Origin of the sequence: Hymenobacter latericoloratus, assembly GCF_014199535.1 — a bacterium.
Lineage (GTDB): Bacteria > Bacteroidota > Bacteroidia > Cytophagales > Hymenobacteraceae > Hymenobacter > Hymenobacter latericoloratus.
The window spans coordinates 1-18,658 of sequence record NZ_JACHNV010000003.1 but is presented as its reverse complement, the minus strand read 5'-3'; the positions used below and the strand labels follow the sequence as shown (position 1 = coordinate 18,658).

At 60.2% G+C, this 18,658-nt stretch carries 15 protein-coding genes, 1 tRNA gene and 1 pseudogene; 10 read left to right on the top strand and 7 right to left on the bottom strand.

The genetic code is table 11. The features are described 5' to 3' along the window. The first annotated feature begins 37 nt into the window (after window positions 1-37). Genes GGU46_RS10605 through GGU46_RS22455 form a run of 3 tightly spaced genes read left to right on the top strand, consistent with a single transcriptional unit; the run spans window position 38 to window position 2,927 of the window. Complete coding sequence (locus tag GGU46_RS10605) at window positions 38-805, top strand: MBL fold metallo-hydrolase (RefSeq protein ID WP_183403528.1); 768 nt, start codon at window positions 38-40, stop codon at window positions 803-805. Between the two features lie 13 nt (window positions 806-818). After that, window positions 819-1,337, top strand: a complete 519-nt coding sequence (locus GGU46_RS10600) for a hypothetical protein (RefSeq protein WP_183403527.1) — start codon at window positions 819-821, stop codon at window positions 1,335-1,337. 6 nt (window positions 1,338-1,343) lie between these two features. Further along, window positions 1,344-2,927: an NFACT RNA binding domain-containing protein gene (locus GGU46_RS22455; protein ID WP_183403526.1), complete on the top strand. Its 1,584-nt coding sequence runs from the start codon at window positions 1,344-1,346 to the stop codon at window positions 2,925-2,927. A 219-nt stretch (window positions 2,928-3,146) separates the two neighbouring features. Here the strand turns inward: GGU46_RS22455 and GGU46_RS10590 are convergent. Then, window positions 3,147-3,228 (bottom strand) — tRNA-Leu (locus GGU46_RS10590). Between the two features lie 295 nt (window positions 3,229-3,523). Continuing rightward, the gene (locus GGU46_RS10585) at window positions 3,524-4,204 is read right to left on the bottom strand and encodes a Dps family protein (RefSeq protein ID WP_183403525.1); all 681 of its coding nucleotides are present in this window, start codon (window positions 4,202-4,204) and stop codon (window positions 3,524-3,526) included. Window positions 4,205-4,571: 367 nt separating this feature from the next. On the opposite strand from GGU46_RS10585, the gene GGU46_RS10580 reads away from it, so the two are divergent. Further along, window positions 4,572-5,276 (top strand): MOSC domain-containing protein, encoded by a 705-nt coding sequence (locus GGU46_RS10580; protein ID WP_317171903.1) that lies wholly within the window; start codon window positions 4,572-4,574, stop codon window positions 5,274-5,276. A 23-nt stretch (window positions 5,277-5,299) separates the two neighbouring features. On the opposite strand, the gene GGU46_RS10575 is transcribed toward GGU46_RS10580, so the two are convergent. Then, window positions 5,300-5,728, bottom strand: coding sequence for an OsmC family peroxiredoxin (locus GGU46_RS10575; protein WP_183403524.1), 429 nt, complete (start codon window positions 5,726-5,728; stop codon window positions 5,300-5,302). A gap of 417 nt (window positions 5,729-6,145) precedes the next feature. On the opposite strand from GGU46_RS10575, the gene GGU46_RS10570 reads away from it, so the two are divergent. Then, the gene (locus GGU46_RS10570) at window positions 6,146-6,706 is read left to right on the top strand and encodes a hypothetical protein (RefSeq protein ID WP_183403523.1); all 561 of its coding nucleotides are present in this window, start codon (window positions 6,146-6,148) and stop codon (window positions 6,704-6,706) included. Window positions 6,707-7,349: 643 nt separating this feature from the next. Here the strand turns inward: GGU46_RS10570 and GGU46_RS10565 are convergent. From GGU46_RS10565 to GGU46_RS10555, 3 genes are all read right to left on the bottom strand, one after another. Next, the gene (locus GGU46_RS10565; RefSeq protein WP_183403522.1) at window positions 7,350-8,753 is read right to left on the bottom strand and encodes an RtcB family protein; all 1,404 of its coding nucleotides are present in this window, start codon (window positions 8,751-8,753) and stop codon (window positions 7,350-7,352) included. Between the two features lie 1,321 nt (window positions 8,754-10,074). Continuing rightward, entirely contained in the window at window positions 10,075-10,926 is an 852-nt protein-coding gene (locus GGU46_RS10560; protein WP_183403521.1) for a TIGR02452 family protein, read from the bottom strand. Window positions 10,927-11,117: 191 nt separating this feature from the next. Further along, a complete protein-coding gene (locus tag GGU46_RS10555; RefSeq protein ID WP_183403520.1) occupies window positions 11,118-12,689 on the bottom strand; it encodes a TROVE domain-containing protein in 1,572 nt (523 codons plus the stop codon). A gap of 1,061 nt (window positions 12,690-13,750) precedes the next feature. Here GGU46_RS10555 and GGU46_RS10550 point away from each other — a divergent pair. The 5 genes from GGU46_RS10550 to GGU46_RS10530 all read left to right on the top strand — a co-directional run bounded on the left by GGU46_RS10550 (window position 13,751) and on the right by GGU46_RS10530 (window position 18,274). Further along, complete coding sequence (locus GGU46_RS10550; RefSeq protein WP_183403519.1) at window positions 13,751-14,227, top strand: hypothetical protein; 477 nt, start codon at window positions 13,751-13,753, stop codon at window positions 14,225-14,227. A gap of 191 nt (window positions 14,228-14,418) precedes the next feature. Then, on the top strand, window positions 14,419-15,477 hold the full coding sequence (locus GGU46_RS10545) for a sensor histidine kinase (RefSeq protein ID WP_183403518.1): 1,059 nt from the start codon (window positions 14,419-14,421) through the stop codon (window positions 15,475-15,477). After that, window positions 15,455-16,198, top strand: a complete 744-nt coding sequence (locus GGU46_RS10540; protein ID WP_183403517.1) for a LytR/AlgR family response regulator transcription factor — start codon at window positions 15,455-15,457, stop codon at window positions 16,196-16,198. The genes GGU46_RS10545 and GGU46_RS10540 overlap by 23 nt, the downstream gene beginning before the upstream one ends. A 353-nt stretch (window positions 16,199-16,551) precedes the next feature. After that, window positions 16,552-17,295, top strand: coding sequence for a DUF434 domain-containing protein (locus tag GGU46_RS10535; protein WP_183403516.1), 744 nt, complete (start codon window positions 16,552-16,554; stop codon window positions 17,293-17,295). Window positions 17,296-17,371: 76 nt separating this feature from the next. Next, entirely contained in the window at window positions 17,372-18,274 is a 903-nt protein-coding gene (locus tag GGU46_RS10530; protein WP_183403515.1) for a histone deacetylase family protein, read from the top strand. 17 nt (window positions 18,275-18,291) lie between these two features. On the opposite strand, the pseudogene GGU46_RS10525 reads toward GGU46_RS10530, so the two are convergent. Continuing rightward, window positions 18,292-18,546, bottom strand: a pseudogene (locus tag GGU46_RS10525) (ATP-binding protein); the annotation flags it as partial. Window positions 18,547-18,658 lie beyond the last annotated feature (112 nt).

Sequence of the window (18,658 nt, the reverse complement as noted above, 5' to 3'; positions counted from 1 at the left end):
GGGGTTTGGGACTACAAATCCTAAGCCCCTACCCCCTATGGAAATTACCTTCCTTGGTACGGGCACGTCGCAGGGCGTGCCCGTTATTGGTTGCTCCTGCGTGGTATGTCGCTCGGTGGACTACCGCGACAAGCGTCTGCGCGTGTCGGTGCATCTGCAGGTGCAGGGCAAGAGCATCATTATTGATTCGGGCCCTGATTTCCGCCAGCAGGCCCTGCGGGAGCACATCAACCACCTCGATGCGCTGGTGTTCACCCACGAGCACAAGGACCACACCGGCGGCCTCGACGACATTCGGGCCTATAATTTCCGCCAGCAGCAGGATATGCCCCTGTACGCCGAGCCCCGCGTGCTCGACCAGCTCCGGCGCGAGTACGAATACATCTTTGCCGAGCACAAGTACCCCGGCATCCCGCAGGTGCAGGTGCACCCCATCCTCAGCGACACCGATAGCTTTTGGGTGGAAGGCGTGGAGTTTCAGCCTATTCGGGCGCTACATTACAAGCTGCCCGTTCTGGGCTTTCGGGTGGAGAACTTCACCTACGTGACGGATGCCAACTACCTCAGCCCCGAGGCCCTGGAGCGCATGCGCGGCTCCGAGGTAATTGTGCTCAATGCCCTGCGCCACGAGCAGCACATTTCGCACTTCACCCTGCAGGAAGCCATTGATATTCTGGAGGACCTGGCCCCTACCCGCGCCTACCTCACCCACATCAGCCACCAGTTGGGCCGCCACCGCGAAATTGAAGCCGAGCTGCCCAGCTTCATCAAGCTGGCCTATGATGGATTGCGGGTGGTGGTATAGGCGGTGAAATCTGATGTCTAGTTTTTGTGCATTTGGCTTTCGGTCTGATTCTTCTCCCAACCTAGCTGCTTGGGTAGCAAATGTTATCGATAGCATCGAAGGTCTAAATCACCAAGCTGTCGTCGATGATTTCTCGGTAGATCTGGAGGTTAGTCCAGGACTACAGTCTTTCTGTGAGTGTCAGCAAATTGATAGGCTTTTGTACATCGACACAGAAAAGCGCCGAAAAATAGGACCGAATTCCCAGGAGGCGTTTTATGAATTATCTATTTTTGAATATGCCGATAGAGGCGAAACGCAGTTAGTACACCTCTTATTGAATGTGGCAACGTCGTATCCGGGGGACGAGCTTTATTTGTTTTTGGCATTCGAGTGGGAAGCTAATAGCTATAGTCGTTTTATATCCTTCAAGAGAACAGATTTGCAGGATTTTTTCAAAAAATACTATTCTCACTTCTACACCTTATTTGATAGCTATACCGGAAATAGTGTCCTTGACTTGGATACACCGGTTGTCGTTCTCATCACGTAGCCCATCGTGCACACCAACTACTACTTCCTGCGCCAGCTCGCCCCGGCTCTTACTCAACAACTGGCCGGCTACACGGTGGTAGCGTGCTTTTCGCAGGAGAAAGACGAGCTGGTGCTAGGCCTGACCAATGGCGCAGAAGAATTCTGGCTGCGGGTACTGCTGGCCGCCGCGGGCCCGCTCATTAGCCTGCCCGAGTCGTTTCACCGGGCGCGGCAGAACTCCGTGGACCTGCTGCCGGAGCTGCTGGGCCAGCAGGTGGCGGAAGTTTCTGCCTGGACGAACGACCGGGTGTTGCAGTTTACCTTCCAGGGCGGTGCTACCCTGCTGCTGAAGCTCTACAGCACCCGACCCAATGCCATCTTCCGGACTACCCCCGAGGCCGAGGCCCAACTGTTTCACCAGCGCTACACCGCCGATGCGGAACTGCGGCCTCTGGCTCCTGGCATCAGCCCTACCCCTGCCGAGGCCGCAAGCCCCACGGGCAATCCGCTGAAAGCCTACCCCAGCCTCAACGACGTAGTGGTAGCCTACTTGCATACCCGCGGCTACGACCCAGCTCCGCTAGAAGTTAAATGGCAATTGGTGCGCGAGGTGGTGCAGGAGCTGGAAAACCCGGCGGCTTTCTACGTTATCCGGCTGGATGGGCGCACGCGCCTGAGTTTGCTGCCCGTGGGAGAAGTGGAGCTGACCCTGCCCGCCACCGACCCCACCAGGGCATTGCGCCGCTTCGTGCCGCTGCTGCTCAACCGCCGCGCCTATGAGGCCGAGCTGCGCCAGGTGCGCCAGCAGCTGGAAAAGCGCGCCGACGAAGCCGCCACCAGCGCCCAGCACGCCCAGCGCCGCCTGCACGCTCTGGAAAACACCGTGGGCTACCGCCAAACCGCCGACCTCATTATGGCTCACCTCAGCCAGATTCCGGCCGGTGCCAAGCAGGTGGAGGTAGTCGATTTCTACCAGGACAACCAACCGCGCGTCATCAAGCTCAAGCCCGCCAAAACACCCCAGCGCACAGCCCAGAACCTCTACCGCAAGGCCAAAAATCAGCAGCTGGAAACCCGGGAGCTAAGCGCCCGCGCCGAGCGCCGCGAAACCGAGGCCCTGTGGTGCCTGGAGCGCCTGGAAGAGCTGGCCGCCCTACCTCCCGGCGACCTCCGAACCCTCCGGCAGTGGCGCAAGCAGCACGGCCTCGACCCGGCCACGGCCGCCAAAGCCGCCCAGGAGCTGCCCTTCAAGGTATTCGAAGACAGCGGGTTTACTATTCTGGTGGGCCGCAATGCCCAGAACAACGACCTGCTCACCCAGCGCTACGCCCACAAAGACGACCTGTGGCTGCACGCCAAGGACGTAACCGGCTCCCATGTGGTCATCCGGCAGCGGCCGGGCCACACCGTGCCCGCCCCGGTGCTGGAGCGAGCCGCGCAGCTGGCCGCCTGGTACTCGCGCCGCAAGAATGATTCGCTCTGTCCCGTTACCTACACCCCCAAGAAATTTGTGCGCAAGCCCAAAGGCGCCATTGCCGGGCAGGTAGTAGTGGAGCGCGAAAACGTGCTGTTGGTGGTGCCTGCTAACCCTTTTGAGCGAGCGGAATAGGTAGTCGGAATAGCTGATGCACCATATCGAGCTTGTCGAAGCATCTTGTCTGAATCGCTAGGTTAGCGACTCTAAATAGTCAGCCAACAAAATGTTTCTGCAAGCCCGGCATGACGTTCTTGTTACTGTGGCCGCCAGGGCCGATCTGGAAGCAGCACGCCTTGTCGCTCTAAAATGCAGAAACCCTGCTTCAGCGGGCTGAAGCAGGGTTTCTGAGAGTGCGCGCGGGGAGATTCGAACTCCCACACCCGAAGGCACCACCCCCTCAAGATGGCGTGTCTACCAGTTTCACCACGTGCGCAGATAACGGCAAGCACTCTTCTTACAAAGCAAAAGCCGGAGCTTCTGGATTCACTGAGGCGGCGAATCGAGGACAAAAGTAGAGCCTCAGGCGGAAGGGACCAAATCCATGGGGCTATTTTTTCGCTGGCAGACCCCTCATTTTCTCCTTTCAAGCGGTTTCCACCTCATTGTCAGGCGGAAAAAACATTGCATTTTTTCGCCCGGACCCACTGCCTGGTGTCTGCGGGCAGTGGGTCCGGGCATAAAAAAGGCTCCCTTAGGGGAGCCTTTTTATACTGCTGATGTGCGAGAACTTACTCGGCGCGGGCCAGAGGCGTATCCACTACGTGCTCTGACACAAACCACACCTGCATTTCGTTGGTGCGCAATACATTGCTCACAATCAGATCGTTAGTACCGTCGTCGCCGGATTCGTCGGCGCGCTTGGCAAACTCGTGGCAGTTTTTGAGGATGATCTGGTGGGCTTCCAGCAAACGTGACACCTGGATGGGAGCCTCTTCCCGGTCGCGCGGGGGGCGCGGGATGCTGGTTACTTCGGCAATATCGGCGGCCATGGCTACGGCTACGCCGCCCAGAATCTGGATGCGCTCAGCAATCATGTCAATCAGGGCATCCTGCTCCTCATAATGCTTATCGTAGAGCAGGTGCAGCTGGTAGAACGTGGGGCCCACTACCTGCCAGTGGTGCTTCTTGTACATGTCGCGAATGGAGCAGGTATCGGCCAGCATCTGGTTGAGCATCTCCACGCTTTCCTGGCGGACTTGGGTGTCGAGGCCGATGGGCAGACGCTGCGACACGGTTCCGTACTTCTGCAGGGCCGCGGGGGCGTTAAACTGCTGGTTGAGGATGGGCTGCACGCTGGGGCCGGACTGGCCGTTGGCAGCCGGAGCAGTGGCAGAGGCAGCCTTTTTGGCGGCCGAAGCTTTTGGGGCAGCGGCAGCAGCCGGTGCATTTTTGGCGGTGGTTTTGGCCATGATAGTTGCAGGAAATTGATTTGCGTAGAAGGCGGCAACGCAGGTCGTACCGCCGTGTTACCATACGCATAAGCCCGCACGGGGTTAGCGGGGGGCTTATATTTGCTGCTGATTTGGCTTATTCACTCCCCCAACGACTACCCGACCAGCCCAGCCGTATTGCACAACAGCGTACTGAGCCGGGCCGGGCCAAGCCTACCCCCTGGCAGGCACCAAAAAGCGCCGCTACCGTTGTTAGGTTTGTTCCGCCCTGGGCAGGTGGTCAGACTCCGCGGCGGAAGCACTTTATTGAGCCTGCCCCGCCCGGCCCGCTCTGGCCGGGGCACTGGCGCTGGTGACGCTGCAGCTGACTAGCCGCTCTCGGCCCATGGCCGGATTAACGGTGGTAGGGGTCCTGCTGAGCCTGGTGCTGCTGGCGCGGGCGGCTAACCTGAGCGGCGCCATCCGGCACCCGGAAATCCGGTTGGCGGCCCGGCAGGCTTGCCGCACCGGCCTTGTATTTTTCACCTTTCACGTTCTTTCTATGCCTTTCCCTTTCGTTGGCGACGACAAGTCCACTATCGCCCAGCTGCTGGGCACCTTGCCGCAGGTAGGCCGCCTAGAGTGGATTGGGCTGCGCCCGGCCCGGCGCCAGCCCCTACAGGCGGTGCCCGAGGCCACCTTGGAAACCGACCGCCACTTGCTGGGCGACCACGCCCGCCCCAAACCCGGCGGCAAGCGCCAGGTCACGTTGGTGCAGCACGAGCACCTGGCCGCCGTGGCCGGCTTTCTGGGGCTCACCGAGCCGGTAGAGCCGGGCCGCCTCCGCCGTAACCTGGTAGTCAGCGGCCTGAACCTGCTGGCCCTGAAAAACCGTCGCATCCGCATCGGCGAAGAGGCTATCCTGGATATCACCGGCGAGTGCCACCCCTGCTCGCGCATGGAGGAAGAGCTGGGCCCGGGCGGTTACAACGCCATGCGCGGACACGGGGGTCTTACGGCCCGCATTGTACAGGGCGGCCGCATCCGGGTCGGCGACGCCGTATATCTGGAGCCGACGCCTGCTGCCACCTCCTCCCCTGCGGCAACCTAGCAGCAAGCGAAACTACCCCTACCCTATTGGGTTAAGTGAGCGGTGCAGTGAATATCGGCCCGTAGCACCTGCGACACGGGACAGTTCTGCCGGGCATCGTCCACCATTTCCTGAAAGCGAGCCAGGTTCAGGCCCGGTACGCCGGCACTTATTGTTAGGTGCGAGGCGCTGATACAGCCATCCTGCAGCACTACTTCACAGCGCGCGTCAATGTAGTCGGCCGCAAAGCCAGCAGCCTGCAGGTTGAAGGCCAGCTTCATGGCAAAGCAGCCCGCGTGCGCAGCTGCAATCAGCTCCTCGGGGTTGGTCCCGATGCCTTCCTCGAAGCGGGTGAGGTAGCTGTAGCGGGCGCCTTGCAGAATTGTGCTGCCGGTGGTAAGCTGCCCGGCACCATCCGTGCCGCGGCCCTGCCAGCGGGCAGCAGCGGTTCGCTTAATAGCGGAAGTAGTCATACTAGCTGAGAAATCAGAGCGGGGCCGACGCGTGGGAATGGCCGGCCGCTACCCCTCGTACCGGGAGTAGCGGCCGGAAATCTAGGAACCTGCGGCCAATTCCTTGTGCTGAGAGCTTTACTAATTTGGGAAGCCAGTCACAAGGCCATTTTTCTGTCAGGAGTAGCTCTTAGCTAAAGAAGCTAACAGCCGCTAGGTGTCCTCTATTTTCTTACCTTGACGCGCCTGCTTCGGGTTCAGTCCGTGCACTTGCTTCGGGCGGGTTCTGGCTCCGGGACTACACTACACCCACCAAGGCGGCAAGCGACGAGGCTATTGCTTTATAATTTTTAACTTTTGTTAATTATAAAGCAACTAAGCAAGGCAACTGCTTCTCATTTTTCAACGTTACGAATAGAGAAAAGCAGTGTCGCAAAAATGAAAACTGAACCACTTACCCTGCTGCCTGCTCTGCGGGCATGGTTTGGCCTGAGCCAGGCAGGTTTGGGCCGCTGTCTGTGCTTGGGCAAAGCCATGGTCTCGCAGGTAGAGCGCGGAGTGCGCCGACTCCCCTTGCGGGCGTCGCTGCCCCAGGCAGCCCTTACCCTGGCTCAGCAGGCTACCCCCTCTGAACCGGCCGCCGAGGCACCAGATGCTGCCGCCTTGCGCCAGCACCAGCAAACGTGCCAGCACCGAGCCGAGCAGCTTGCGGCAGAGCTACGCCGGCTGCCCGAACGGGCCGTATGGGCGCGTCGTCGGCTGGCAGCGCTTCCTACCCTTACGGCGGTGGTGGCCCCGGCTGGCAGCACGCCTCCTTCCTGGCTGCATGAGTTTGCCTCGGAGGCTCGTGCGGAGCTTTTGCGCAGCGGCAGTAGTGCCCAGGCCTTGCTGCAGGCACGGCAAGCTGCCCTACTTGCGGAAGCAGCTGAAATAGAGCGTATTCTAACCTCCTCTTCAACGGAAGCTACTGGGCGCAAAGGGGCAATCAAGCGGGGTTAATTACTGGATTGCCCAGCCCGCTTTGGGGTGAGTAGAATAAATTAAATACTATTTATAACTCTTACCCGAAGCAGTATTTCTACCTGGCCTTTTAGCTGATTAGTAGGCATTAAAGCATTGTTCATCGGGCGCCAAGCGCGGTTCATACCAAAATTTTCACTACCCTGCCAATCCATTAATACCTTTGTTTTCGTATATAAAAGAGCTAGTTACTATAGGGCTCTTTTTGTGTCTGCCGGTGCTAGCTTCCCCGCCCTATTCCATACTTCCTCAGGTTCACACACCGGCCGTAGGCAACTGCTCACATTCCGTATGCTTTACTCCGCCTCCTATGAATTCCTCCGGCTCTATCCCCAACTTGGCGGCTACTGCGGTAGCCTTGTTATTGCTGGCTGATTTACTACCCGCCTTTCCCCGGCCGAACCACGGGCCAGGTTTGTTCGCAGGTGCCTCTGCCCAGCCGGTAGTAGTGTATCGTCATCGGCGTCATCGCCCATAATGCCTGAGCTTTCCCGCACTAACTGTTTCTGCTGACTTTATATGAATAGCCCCAGCCCCGACGCGAAGCGGGACTGGGGCTATTTTTATGTTGGTGGGCGGGGAAGCAGGCAACTCCGACTGCGTTGCCGACGCCTGCTGATAGCTAGACGCCGCCCTCCATACGCACAATGCGCGGCGAGAAGGAACCCAGTATGTCCACCAGCTCGGTTTGGCTTTGCATGACCTGGTGAATGTCTTTGTAGGCCTGGGGCGCTTCGTCCACACCGCCGCCTAGTAGCTCTACGCCGTGTTGCTGGAGGTAGCGGCGCACCTCCGCCTCGCCCAATTCCTGCTTGGCCAGGGTGCGCGACATCTGCCGGCCCGCCCCGTGGGAAGCGGAGGCCAACGAGGCCGCCTCGCCCCTCCCCCGCACAATGAAGCCGGGGGCCGTCATGGAGCCGGGGATGATACCGAGTACGCCTTTACCAGCCGGGGTAGCCCCTTTGCGGTGAACGACCACTTCCTGGCCGCCGAGGAGGCGCTCTTTCCAGGCGAAGTTATGGTGGTTTTCCACTTTGGCCAGGGGCCGCTCGCCGAGGGCTTTAGCCAGGCGCTGATGAATCTGGTGGTGGCAGGCCGAGGCGTAGTCACCGGCTAGGTTCATAGCGGCCCAGTACTCCTGCCCGGCTTCGGTGTCGAGGCTTAGCCAGGCGAGGTGGCGGGCTTCGGCGGGCAACTGGCAGGTATCCTGGGCCAGCTTGGTGTAGTGGTTGGCGATGCTGGCGCCCAGGCCGCGGGAACCAGAGTGCGAAAGCAGCCCCAGATACTGACCCACGGGCACCCCTAGCTCGTTGCTGGGGTCGGTGATGTCGACCACGCCCCACTCCACGAAGTGGTTGCCGCCTCCGGAGGAGCCGATTTGCGCGGCGGCCGTGTCGAGCTTGTTGCGCAGGAAGGGGATTTCCTGGAACTCGGCACGGTCGAGGACGGCGTGGCCCAGCTTCTGACCGTGGCGGAATACGTCGCGGTTACCGAACTTGGTGTACTCCAGCAGCAGCTTGCGCAGCTCCTGCACCCGCTGGTCCAGAAACTTCGGGGGTAGTGGAAATACTGAAAGGGCCATGCGGCAGCCAATGTCCACGCCCACGGCGTAGGGAATTACAGCGTTATCGGTGGCCAGCACCCCGCCAATGGGCAGGCCGTAGCCGTGGTGGGCATCGGGCATGAGGGCCCCGGCCACGGTAACGGGCAGCTTCATGGCCGTTTCCATCTGATGGATGGCGCCCTGCTCGATGTACTCGGCCCCGAACACGGCGTATTCCTTGCGCTCGGAGAGGGCAATGTGCCGGCTGGGCGGGGGTAGCAACGCGGCAGCCGTGTGGCTCCAGTCGAGGTGGGTGAGGTAGGTAGTAGGGTCGGCCAGCAGGCTTTTCAGGAGCGTGAGCTGGTCGGTTTGAGAGAGTTTTTTGAGGTGTTTGCGCTGCAGTTGCGCCAGCGCGAGTCCGATGGCACGACCCTCCGGGAAGCCAAGCTGCCGAAGGTCGTTGCCGCGTAGTTGTGAGGCCATGCGAGGTAAAATGTATTTGAAAGAAATTTCCGGCGACGGAGCAACGGGCGGGCGGCGTATCCTGAGGGGTGGGTGTGCACCCGCAGTCAGGCCGAAGTAACGCGACCCTACGGCATCCGAAAGCGGAAGAAAAAGGAGCAACCGTCAGAGTAATAAAGCGGACAAGCCCTTAGGTTTTTCAGACGAAGTATGCCTGCCCTACGACACCAGCCGGCCGCTCGGGAGTAATCAATTATATCTGTTCGGGGCAACAGGCGGGCGGCCCCTGTATCCTGCTCTACCTAGCTGAGCTACAGCCCCTACCCGAGGGTAGCAGCTGGTGGGATTCGAACCCACGACCCGGGCAAAGCAAATGCGAAGTATGGCCGCCCTACGGCACCCGAACAGATGATATTAGAGGTGAGGTAATAAACGGAAAGCGTTCTGTAAACTGGGTGCTTTCAACCACTCAGCCACTTACCCGCGGACGGGCAAGACGGGATTCGAACCCGCGGGCCACAGAAGGCCAACCGACGAAGTACCGCTTTCCTACGACACTCACCTTGTTGTTTTCCGCGGGGGTGGGGCAACAAGCGCCGGGCCTACTGTCCTGCTCTACCTGATTGAGCTACAGCAACTGCCGAAGCAGCCACCAGCGGGATTCGAACCCGCGACCTGGGCGTTAAGAGCGCGAAGTAGGGCCTGGTTACGGCACCCACTCCCACGGAAAAAAGGTAACCTGCCGGGGCAACCAACGAGCAGCGAAATGACCGGCCCGAAGGCTGTTCTGCTCTAACCAGCTGAGCTACAGCCCAAGGTAAAAACGGGGTTGGACTGGCCCGAATCGAACGGGCGACCCGAAGGAACGCTGCGCTACGACACCCGGCGGGGTGATTTTTCGGCTGAACCTCGGCGTTTGGGGCAACTAGCGGCCGGCGAGTACCCCGCAGCCGGAGCTGCGGGATGGGAATCGAACCCTACACCGGGAGTACCGGCGTATTCAACCAAGACGAAGTAACGCCTGCCTACGGCACCCAAACGGGCAGAGGTCAGCCGGTTTGGAGCGGTCCGCCGAAGCACAGGGCTCCGGCGGTGAGCCGCCCCGGCCGGCGGCAGCCATCAAGTGGTCAGCCGCCGTCCCAAGCAGTAGAAGCCGTGGCTTCTGGGAGTAGTTATGTTATTATACGAGGAGCTTAAAAGAAAACTTCATGGGTATGAACGTGACAACGGGTGATTATGATATGCGAAAAACTGTAAAAAATCTACGCTTCAGATAGATTTAGGCCTCTTTGCAGGGGTAGTAGCACCTGACCACTTCCTTACTACCGTGTTTGTATTTCTACTAGGCCTTCGCTATCAGAGAATGAAGTTCCTGCTCAAAGGCTGTTAGTACCGCGTGGGGCGGTTTGGGGTCGAAAATGGCAAAGTCGAGGCGGCGGAAACGGCCCCGGATAGCCGGGTCAGCTAAGGCTTCGGCAAATAGCCCAGCTATCTGCGCTGGGTCGTTGCCGAACACCCCGCAGCCCCAGGCCCCGAGGACCAGCGCCTCCACGCCGTGGCGGGCGGCCGCGGCCAGCACCAGCCGCAAGCGGTGGCGCATCACGGGCTCCAGCTGGGGTAGCAGCTCCGGGGAGTTGCGCCGCAGGGCGCCGGCATTTACGGCCGGGGCCGTCAGCACATCCAACTGGAAGGGCTGGGGTAGCCACTCCCCTGCTTCGCCCCGCAGCACGGGCACCTGGGGCGAGTACACCAGGTAGTCGCTGTAGAGGCCGGTGCTGCCGGGAAGGCTGTTGTGGCGGTACATTTCCTTGAACTGCGTCAGGCACGGATACAAACCCGAGGAGCGCGCCAGGCTTTCTTCCTGGGCCTGACTCCCGCCCAGAAACCCGCCGCCGGGGTTGCGAGCCGAAGCGAAGTTCAGGCAACCGACCCGCTCGAACTGGCCCACCAGGCCTGCGGCCGCTTCGAGGGTAGTAGCCGGACATACCCGCACTTCGGCCGGCTCGCCCGCAGGCTGGTCAAACTCGCGCAGTAGGTCAGCACCGTCTTCGGGGCGGTACAAGTGGCTGCCGGTTTCGGCGGCTTGCTGGTATTCCCGGAGGTCTATCCATTGGCCGGCTGGGTTTTCGTAGCTACCTCGCTGCAAAGCATCAAGGGTGCTGTGGGCTATGCGTTGTCGTATTTCTCGGTTCATGGGAGTACAGGTTGTCGGGACGTGACCCGGGAGTGGCACCGCTGTTGGGCTGCCGCAAGCCACTCCCAGGGCCGCATAGTTTAGATAGATGTAAGGGGGTAGTAATTCTTGTAAATGGATACTTCATATTAAGAATACCATAGCCTTACCTGTCATGTCGAGCTTGTATAGTGGTTCACATTCGTTTTGACTTACAGCTCGATCTGCTCGATTTCGGTGAGGGCAGAGCCGCCGTTGTCGAGAGCCGCCAGCACGTCGAAAATCTTATCCGACCAGCCGGCAATCAGGGCGGCGCCGTGCTCGGGATGTACCTGCAGGGGCGTGGTGCCGTGGCCGGCCAGGTCGAAGAGGTAGAGCTGGGCCTGCGGAGCGACGGTGCGCCGGTACTCCGCCCACTCTTTGACCACGCTGGAGCCGTTAAAGTGGGAGTTCCAGAGCTGGCAGTCGGTGAACAGCATCACTTTATCTACTACCTCCCGGCGCAGGCGCAAGTCCTCGATAACGAGGTAGCCGTTGGTGCTGTAGCCTACCTCGCCTTCGCGCTTGTAGAACTCCTGCACGTTGCCGAGTACCGGACCGCGGGGCAGCGTCAGCCGCTTCCAGGTGTTGCCGAACATGCCGGTTACCACGTTCTGGCAGCGGCTCTGCAGGAGCATTCCCAGCACCAGGCCCACATCGTAGTACAGCACTTTGCTGCGTGGGGAAATGGGCTGCTGCATGGAGCCCGATACGTCGCAGGCCACTACTACTCGGGTTTCGGAGCCGAACCCACGGAGGTTAGCGGCGCTGTGGCCGATGGCGGCTTCCAGGGCGGCCAGCACCTGCGGCACCGGGCTCTGGCGCAAACCCACCGCCGCCAGCACCGACTTCAGCGTGCCTTCTTCCAGGGCCAGCACCTCGCGGTACGCGGCCAGGAAGCGGAACGGCAGCTGCTTGCTACGGGCCACCGCCCGGGCATCGGCGAGGGTAGCGCACACCTGCGTTACTACCTCCGGGGGCACGCCGGCCTGCAGAATGTTGCGCAGGTTGCGTAGCAGGGCCATGTAGCCCAGCTTACCGCTGCCAACCAGTTCCGTCCATTTCTGGCGGAACGCGGCCGCTTTTTCCGCCTCCGTGGCAAAGCCTACCTGCCCCAGGGCCGATAACTCGGTTTCCCAGGTGTAAGGCGTGGGCAGGGTGCCAGCCACCAGCTGGTTGAACAGGGCCTGCCGGGTCTCGTCGGCGGGGCGCGGGTGCACCAGGAACAGTGCGTCGCGGAGGCGCACGGCGCCGGCCCGGTCGTACTTGGCCAGCTGGTAGCCATCGAAGCGGTTGAAGGCCTGAGCCAGCCCTTTCTGCACCTGCTTGGAGAGGCGGTTGAGGGTTTTGAGGCCGGTACGACCGTTGGCCTGAGCGTAGTAGGCCAGCAGTTCCGTGATTTCATCGGGGCGCTGCACCACGCTGGCTACCAGGCGGCTAACCAGGTTGGTGCCCTGGTGCCGGCGGGCCAGCTCCACGGCTAGCACCAACGGCACAGAGCGCAGATGCAGCTTTTCGCGGGCATACACGGCCAAGCAGGCCACAAACTCGGGGTCGTTGCGGGCTACCAGTTCCTGCAGCCGCACCAAGCGGGTGTCGGCGGTTTCATAGAACTGGTCGCTGAGGGCGGCGGTAGCCACGGCGGCGTACAGTTCCAGCGCAGGAGTGAGAGTATAGGCCGGTGCGCCCTCATGGTTGAGCACCGGAGCCGGGGTAGGCCGGCGGAAGGGTAAATTGAAACGCATCGGATGAAAAGATCAGGTAGTGAGAAGTAGATGTGAGCTTGTAGCTGGAATAAACAACTCGCAATTATTATTCAGAAGAGCGCATAATTTTCCCAGCATAATTCACGACGTGAATTATTAAGTAATAACCCATAAAATACAGAGGCAATATTTTCTCGTTACGCCACAAATCGGCAGCGTTTATTATTTAAAGTAACAGGAAAATAGGGTAGCTAATTCGAGCTCATGCGGCGCTTACTTGCGCGTAAGAGGTAGCCATTAGCTGCTGTTGCTACTCTGGTTTACTACCGTGTTGCCAACGTGCTACCCCTGAAGGTAACTGGCAATTAGCGTCGGTAAGAATGGAGTGCGAGGGTAGGAAGAATAACATGGCAGGAAGTAGGAATAGGGTAACAGAGAAAACAAAAACGCCCGAATCTGGCAGGATTCGGGCGTTTTGCGGAGGATGGTCCTAGGATAGAAACCTTACCTGTCTGCTGGCGCGCCGAACCCCGGCTGAATCTCCCGATCCAGCTTGCTGAGTGATGGCATATATTGATTAAAGTGGCAGCGCATGACAGAGGAAGGCGTAAAGTCGTTAGTATTTGGGCTGTTGAACGTGACAAAGATAGAAAAGTTATTTTCTACTATACAATAGGAGTTCAAAAATTTTATAAAATATTTTTCATCCTACACGGAAATATCGTTTTAGATTATCTATTCGGCCTTTTTAATAATTATTTAGAATGATTTAAATTCAAATTTATATACAACAGGAACGCAAATAGCCATACCGCAGTAGTTTTTACCGGTTGACAATTTACTTCATCAGCGCCTGATGGCAGGAATATGCCTACTATGTTACTTGCATGGCCTTGTGTAAGCTAGCCGCCTGTTAGCCCTGGGAGCGGGAGTAGGCCGCCTTGGTTCACCCTTTTGTGCAGCCCAGTGGGGGTAGCGTCGAGGAAACGGCGGAGTTGGTAGATGTTTTTCGTGTGTCAGGAAGGCCGCAGGGTAGGTTTGTGCACTGATCTACCAAACCAGATCAGCATTCCACTTCTTCTTTCTCTCTGTACTACTCCATGAAAAAGTTTCTGGCAGCTTCCCTCCTGCTCGGCCTGTTGGCCGGCGCTACCGCTCCCGTCGCCCTGGCCCAGACGGCTCCCGCCAAAACCAAAGTCAAAGCCAAAAAAGACAAGGTGAAAGCCAAAGGCACGGCCGAAGCTGCTACCCCTGCCGAGGGCCGCGGTGGTCCGGGTGGTGGCCGTGGCGGACGCGGCAACCTACTGGCCGAAATGACCAAGGAGCTGAACTTCACGGCCGACCAGCAAACCAAAGTAGCTGCCATTCAGCAGGAACAGATGCAGCAGATGAAGAGCCTGCGCGCCAGCGGCGAAACCACCGGCCGCCAGGCCCGCATGCAACAAATGCGTAGCCTGGAGGAAAGCACCGATGCCAAGCTGCAGGGCGTGCTCACGCCCGAGCAGTTTCAGCAGTACCAGGCTAAAAAGCAGGAGCGCATGCGCCGCCCCGGCCCTCAGGGCGGCGGTACCCGCTAGCCGGCCCCTACAATAGGACTGTCATCCTGAGCGCAGCGAAGGACCTTCTTACGCTTACACGACAAGTGCCCCGTAGCCTGTCCAAACGTGAGAAGGTCCTTCGTCGCTGGCTTGATACGCCACATGCTCAGGATGACGAGTTTATTCGTACCCTTCGTATTCTTACCGGCTTTTAGCTACGCCCCTCTTGCATGTTCAACCAAGACAAAACCACCCGTCAGCGGATCCTGCGCGTGATTGTGCACGTGGCGGCCTGGGTGGGGGTAGCGGCCATTCCGCGGCTGCTGTCAGACAACCCGCCGCCGCTCCAGCCCCGGCACCTGATGCTGCCGTTGCAGCTGGCGGGTTACTTCTATCTGAATTACTACGTGCTGATTCCGCGCCTTTTTGCCCGGAAGAAGTTCACGCTCTATTTCCTGGTAGCCCTGGGGCTGCTGGCCCTGCTGTATATGCCCTTGCTGCTCCGCATCACTGGCGTACTGCAGCCCCTGCACCACGGGCCGCCGCCCGGCGCCATGCGTTACTCCCGACCCCCGCACGGCATGTGGCTGATGGGTATTCTGGTCTGGATTATTAGCAGCGGCATGCGCATTACCAGCGAGTGGTTTGATGCGGAAGGTGCCCGGCGGGAGCTGGAAAACAAGCAGTTGACCGCCGAGCTGGCCTTTCTGAAGTCGCAGGTAAGCCCGCATTTTCTCTTCAACACGCTCAATAATATTTATTCCCTGGCCCAGCTCAAGTCCGATGATACCCCGGAGGCCATCATGCAGCTTTCCCAGCTCATGCGCTACATGCTTTATGAGTCGGCCGCCGCGAGGGTGCCGCTGGCCCGCGAAACGGAGTACCTGCGCACCTACATCGACCTGCAGCGCCTACGCCTCGACCCTGAGGAAGTAGACATTCGATTTACCGTCGATGGCCCACTGGATGGGCATCTGATTGAGCCCATGCTGCTGATTCCCTTCGTGGAAAACGCCTTCAAGCATGGCATCAGCGCCCGCAACTTCTCGCGCATTGCCGTGAATGTACTGGTGCGCGAAGACCACCTGCTGTTTACAGTGCAGAACTCGCGCTTTCCCCGCACCGGTGCCCCCGACCCCAACTCGGGCATTGGGCTGCCCAACGTGCGCCAGCGCCTGCACCTGCTCTACCCCGACGGCCGCCACCACCTGCACGTAGAGGAAACCGACGCTGAATTTTTGGTAGAACTAACCCTAACCCTTGCCCATGCTCCGGTGCCTGCTCGTTGATGATGAACCCCTGGCCCTGCGCCTGCTCACCAGCTACGTGGAGCGCGTGCCGTTTCTGGAGCTGGTGGGCACCTGCCGCAGCGCCCTCGAAGCCATGACGGTGCTGCAGCGCGAAGCCGTGGATGTGCTGTTTCTGGATATCCAGATGCCCGACCTGACGGGCGTGGAATTCGTGCGCAGCATGCAGCCCCAGGCCCTGGTCATTTTCACCACCGCCTACGAGCAGTTTGCCCTGGAAGGCTTCAACCTGAACGCCGTAGACTACCTGGTCAAGCCTATTGCCTTCGAGCGGTTCGTGAAAGCGGCCCAGAAAGCCCAGGCCCGCCTCACCCATCAGCTGCCCGAGCCGGCTGCCGCCCCGGCCCCTACCCCCGCGCCCGCCCCCAACCCTACCCCGCCCGACGACTACATCTTCGTGAAGGCCGATTACCACACCCAGCGCCTCAACCTGCGCGACATCCGCTACCTGGAGGGCCTCAAGGACTACATCAAGATTTACGCCGGCGCCAAGCCCATCCTAACCCTCAACTCCCTGAAAGCCTTCGAGGACCGCCTGCCGCCCCAGGATTTCGTGCGTGTGCACCGCTCTTACATCGTGGCCCTGGCCCACATCGACTCCATCCGCAAAAACCGCATTTACATGGGCGAGGCCATCATTCCCATCGGCGAGTCGTACGCGGAAGCCTTTTTCAAGCTGATTGAGGAGCGCAACATGCACTAGGTGGCGAGGTAGTGAGATGGTAAGTTTGATGGACCGCCGTTGCCGAAGAAATCCGGTGCTTTACCGCGCATCCTGCCTTCGCTACCCCTCAGTTCTTGCCAAAGTGTGTAGATGGGTAGCCTCACCTGACCAATAGTATAAGCACTTAATAATAAGTACTTGAGAACGTCATGTCGAGCTGGTCGAGACATCTCGTGTGCTGACGTTGTGGTACTAACCCAACGATTCGAGCGAGATGTCTCGACCAGCTCGACATGTCAAATACGTTGGCAACGTCAGCCAGGGAAATTCCTCGGCAAGCTCGATATGACGTTCTTTCTTTGCTGTCCATTTATCCGTCCACAAAGCCACCTATGCGACCTGCCGACACGCGCCACCGGGGCCCCCACCCGGCCGATACCCAACTGTTTGCCCCCAATTGGGTACCTGTGCTGTGTAAGGCCGTTGGGGAGTTGTCCTGGCTCCTGACGCGCGGCTACCCACCGAGTGCTACCCTCAAGCTAGTCGGCGACCGGTACGCCCTGACCGAGCGGCAGCGCTGGGCCGTGGGCCGGGCCGCCTGCACCGATGAGCAGTACCAGCGGCGCCAAGCTACCCAGCTCCCGGCGGTTCCCCTGGGCGGCCGTCCGGTTTCTATCGACGGCTTTAACCTGCTGATTACCCTGGAAACGGCCCTGAGTGGGGGCGTGGTGCTGCGCGGCCGCGACGGCGCCCTGCGCGACTTATCGAGCATACACGGCACCTACCGGGCCGTGCAGGAAACCGACCGGGCCATTCGGCTGGCCGCGGCGGCCCTGCTCCCCCTGGCGCCCGGTCCCGTACGGTGGCTGCTGGATCAGCCCGTGTCTAACAGCGGCCGGCTGGCGGCGCGCCTGCGGGAGCTGGGCCCCGCCCTCGGGTTGTCCTGGACGGTGGAGGTAGTCATGAACCCCGATACTGTGCTGGCCGACACCCCGGATATCGTCGTGACATCTGATTCGGCCGTGCTTGACCGGGCCGGGGCCTGGCTTAATGTGGCAGCCTTGGCCCTGGAAGCCGAGCCGCCGCGGTGGCTGCTCGATTTAAGCCAGACTAACGGAGAGGTTGAGGCGGATTAACCAGGCTGATATCGGCCCTTCGCCTTCTTTCGGCTTCTCTTCGTACAGCAAGCTCCCCGCTACTGCCCATTCCCGCATGCCCTGCCTTGCTACTTCTGACCGTTACAGCATTCAGCTGCCCGCCGGCCACCGTTTCCCCATCGCCAAATACGCCCTGATTCGGGAGCAGCTACTGTGGCAGGGCATTGCGCCGCCCGAGGATTTCTACGACCCGGGGTTCTGCGCCGAAGAAGATATTCTGCGGGTGCATTCCGAAGACTACTGGCACCGCGTCCGCGACCTGCAGTTGACGCCCGCCGAAGTGCGCCGCCTGGGGCTGCCCCAGAGCCCGGAGCTGGTGCGCCGCTCCCTGAGTAGCTCGGCCGGCACGGTGCAATCGGCGCGTAAGGCCCTGGAGCACGGCATTGGTATGAGTCTGGCCGGCGGTACCCACCACGCCTTCCGCGACCGGGGCGAAGGGTTCTGCGTGCTCAACGACATTGCCATTGCCGCCGCCCATTTGCTGCACCACAAGTTGGTGCAGCAGGTGCTGGTAGTAGACCTGGATGTGCACCAGGGCGACGGCACGGCCAGTATCTTCCGGGATGATCCGCGCGTGTTTACCTTCAGCATGCACGCCGGCGCCAACTACCCCCTGCGCAAAGAGCAGTCGGACCTGGACGTGGCCCTGGACCTGGGCACCGATGACGCCACCTACCTCCGGATTCTGGAGGAAACCCTACCCCCTTTGCTAACCCAAACCCGCCCCGACTTCATCTTCTTCCAGGCCGGGGTAGATGTGCTGGCCACCGACAAGCTGGGCAAGCTGGCCCTCACCCAGGCCGGCTGCCGCCGCCGCGACGAGTACGTGCTGCGCCTCTGCCGGCAGCACCAGCTGCCCGTGGCCGTGAGTATGGGCGGGGGCTACTCCGAGCAACTCCGCGACATTGTGGACGCCCACTGCAACACCTTCCGGGTGGCCTACGAGGTGTATGGGTAGGGTTTGTGGGCCGGCAATCAGGCCGGAAACGTGACGGTGAACGTGGTGCCTACCCCTACTTCGCTCTGCACCGCAATGCTGCCGCCCGCGTTTTCTATCAGGCGCTTCACAATGTAGAGCCCCACGCCCGTACCCTCCACGTGGGTATGCAGGCGCTGAAACAGCCCGTACAGCTGGCGCTGCTGCAACTCACTCAAGCCCAACCCATTATCCTGCACGGTAAGCACTACGGCTTGCGGGGTTCGCCCGGCCGCTATGCGCACCGCGGAGGGCCGCTCGGGGCTGCGGTACTTAGAGGGTGTTGGGGAATCAGCGGCATCGGTTCAGGCCCAAGGTGATGTTGGCCAATAGCAGCCAAGTGACGTGGCTGGCGGGTGTGTGTTC

Coding starts and splice junctions, on each gene's coding strand:
- GGU46_RS10605 (WP_183403528.1), top strand. CDS start 38: ATGGAAATTACCTTCCTTGGTACGGGCACGTCGCAGGGCGTGCCCGTT.
- GGU46_RS10600 (WP_183403527.1), top strand. CDS start 819: ATGTCTAGTTTTTGTGCATTTGGCTTTCGGTCTGATTCTTCTCCCAAC.
- GGU46_RS10585 (WP_183403525.1), bottom strand. CDS start 4,204: ATGGCCAAAACCACCGCCAAAAATGCACCGGCTGCTGCCGCTGCCCCA.
- GGU46_RS10580 (WP_317171903.1), top strand. CDS start 4,572: ATGGCCGGATTAACGGTGGTAGGGGTCCTGCTGAGCCTGGTGCTGCTG.
- GGU46_RS10575 (WP_183403524.1), bottom strand. CDS start 5,728: ATGACTACTTCCGCTATTAAGCGAACCGCTGCTGCCCGCTGGCAGGGC.
- GGU46_RS10570 (WP_183403523.1), top strand. CDS start 6,146: ATGAAAACTGAACCACTTACCCTGCTGCCTGCTCTGCGGGCATGGTTT.
- GGU46_RS10565 (WP_183403522.1), bottom strand. CDS start 8,753: ATGGCCTCACAACTACGCGGCAACGACCTTCGGCAGCTTGGCTTCCCG.
- GGU46_RS10560 (WP_183403521.1), bottom strand. CDS start 10,926: ATGAACCGAGAAATACGACAACGCATAGCCCACAGCACCCTTGATGCT.
- GGU46_RS10555 (WP_183403520.1), bottom strand. CDS start 12,689: ATGCGTTTCAATTTACCCTTCCGCCGGCCTACCCCGGCTCCGGTGCTC.
- GGU46_RS10550 (WP_183403519.1), top strand. CDS start 13,751: ATGAAAAAGTTTCTGGCAGCTTCCCTCCTGCTCGGCCTGTTGGCCGGC.
- GGU46_RS10545 (WP_183403518.1), top strand. CDS start 14,419: ATGTTCAACCAAGACAAAACCACCCGTCAGCGGATCCTGCGCGTGATT.
- GGU46_RS10540 (WP_183403517.1), top strand. CDS start 15,455: ATGCTCCGGTGCCTGCTCGTTGATGATGAACCCCTGGCCCTGCGCCTG.
- GGU46_RS10535 (WP_183403516.1), top strand. CDS start 16,552: ATGCGACCTGCCGACACGCGCCACCGGGGCCCCCACCCGGCCGATACC.
- GGU46_RS10530 (WP_183403515.1), top strand. CDS start 17,372: ATGCCCTGCCTTGCTACTTCTGACCGTTACAGCATTCAGCTGCCCGCC.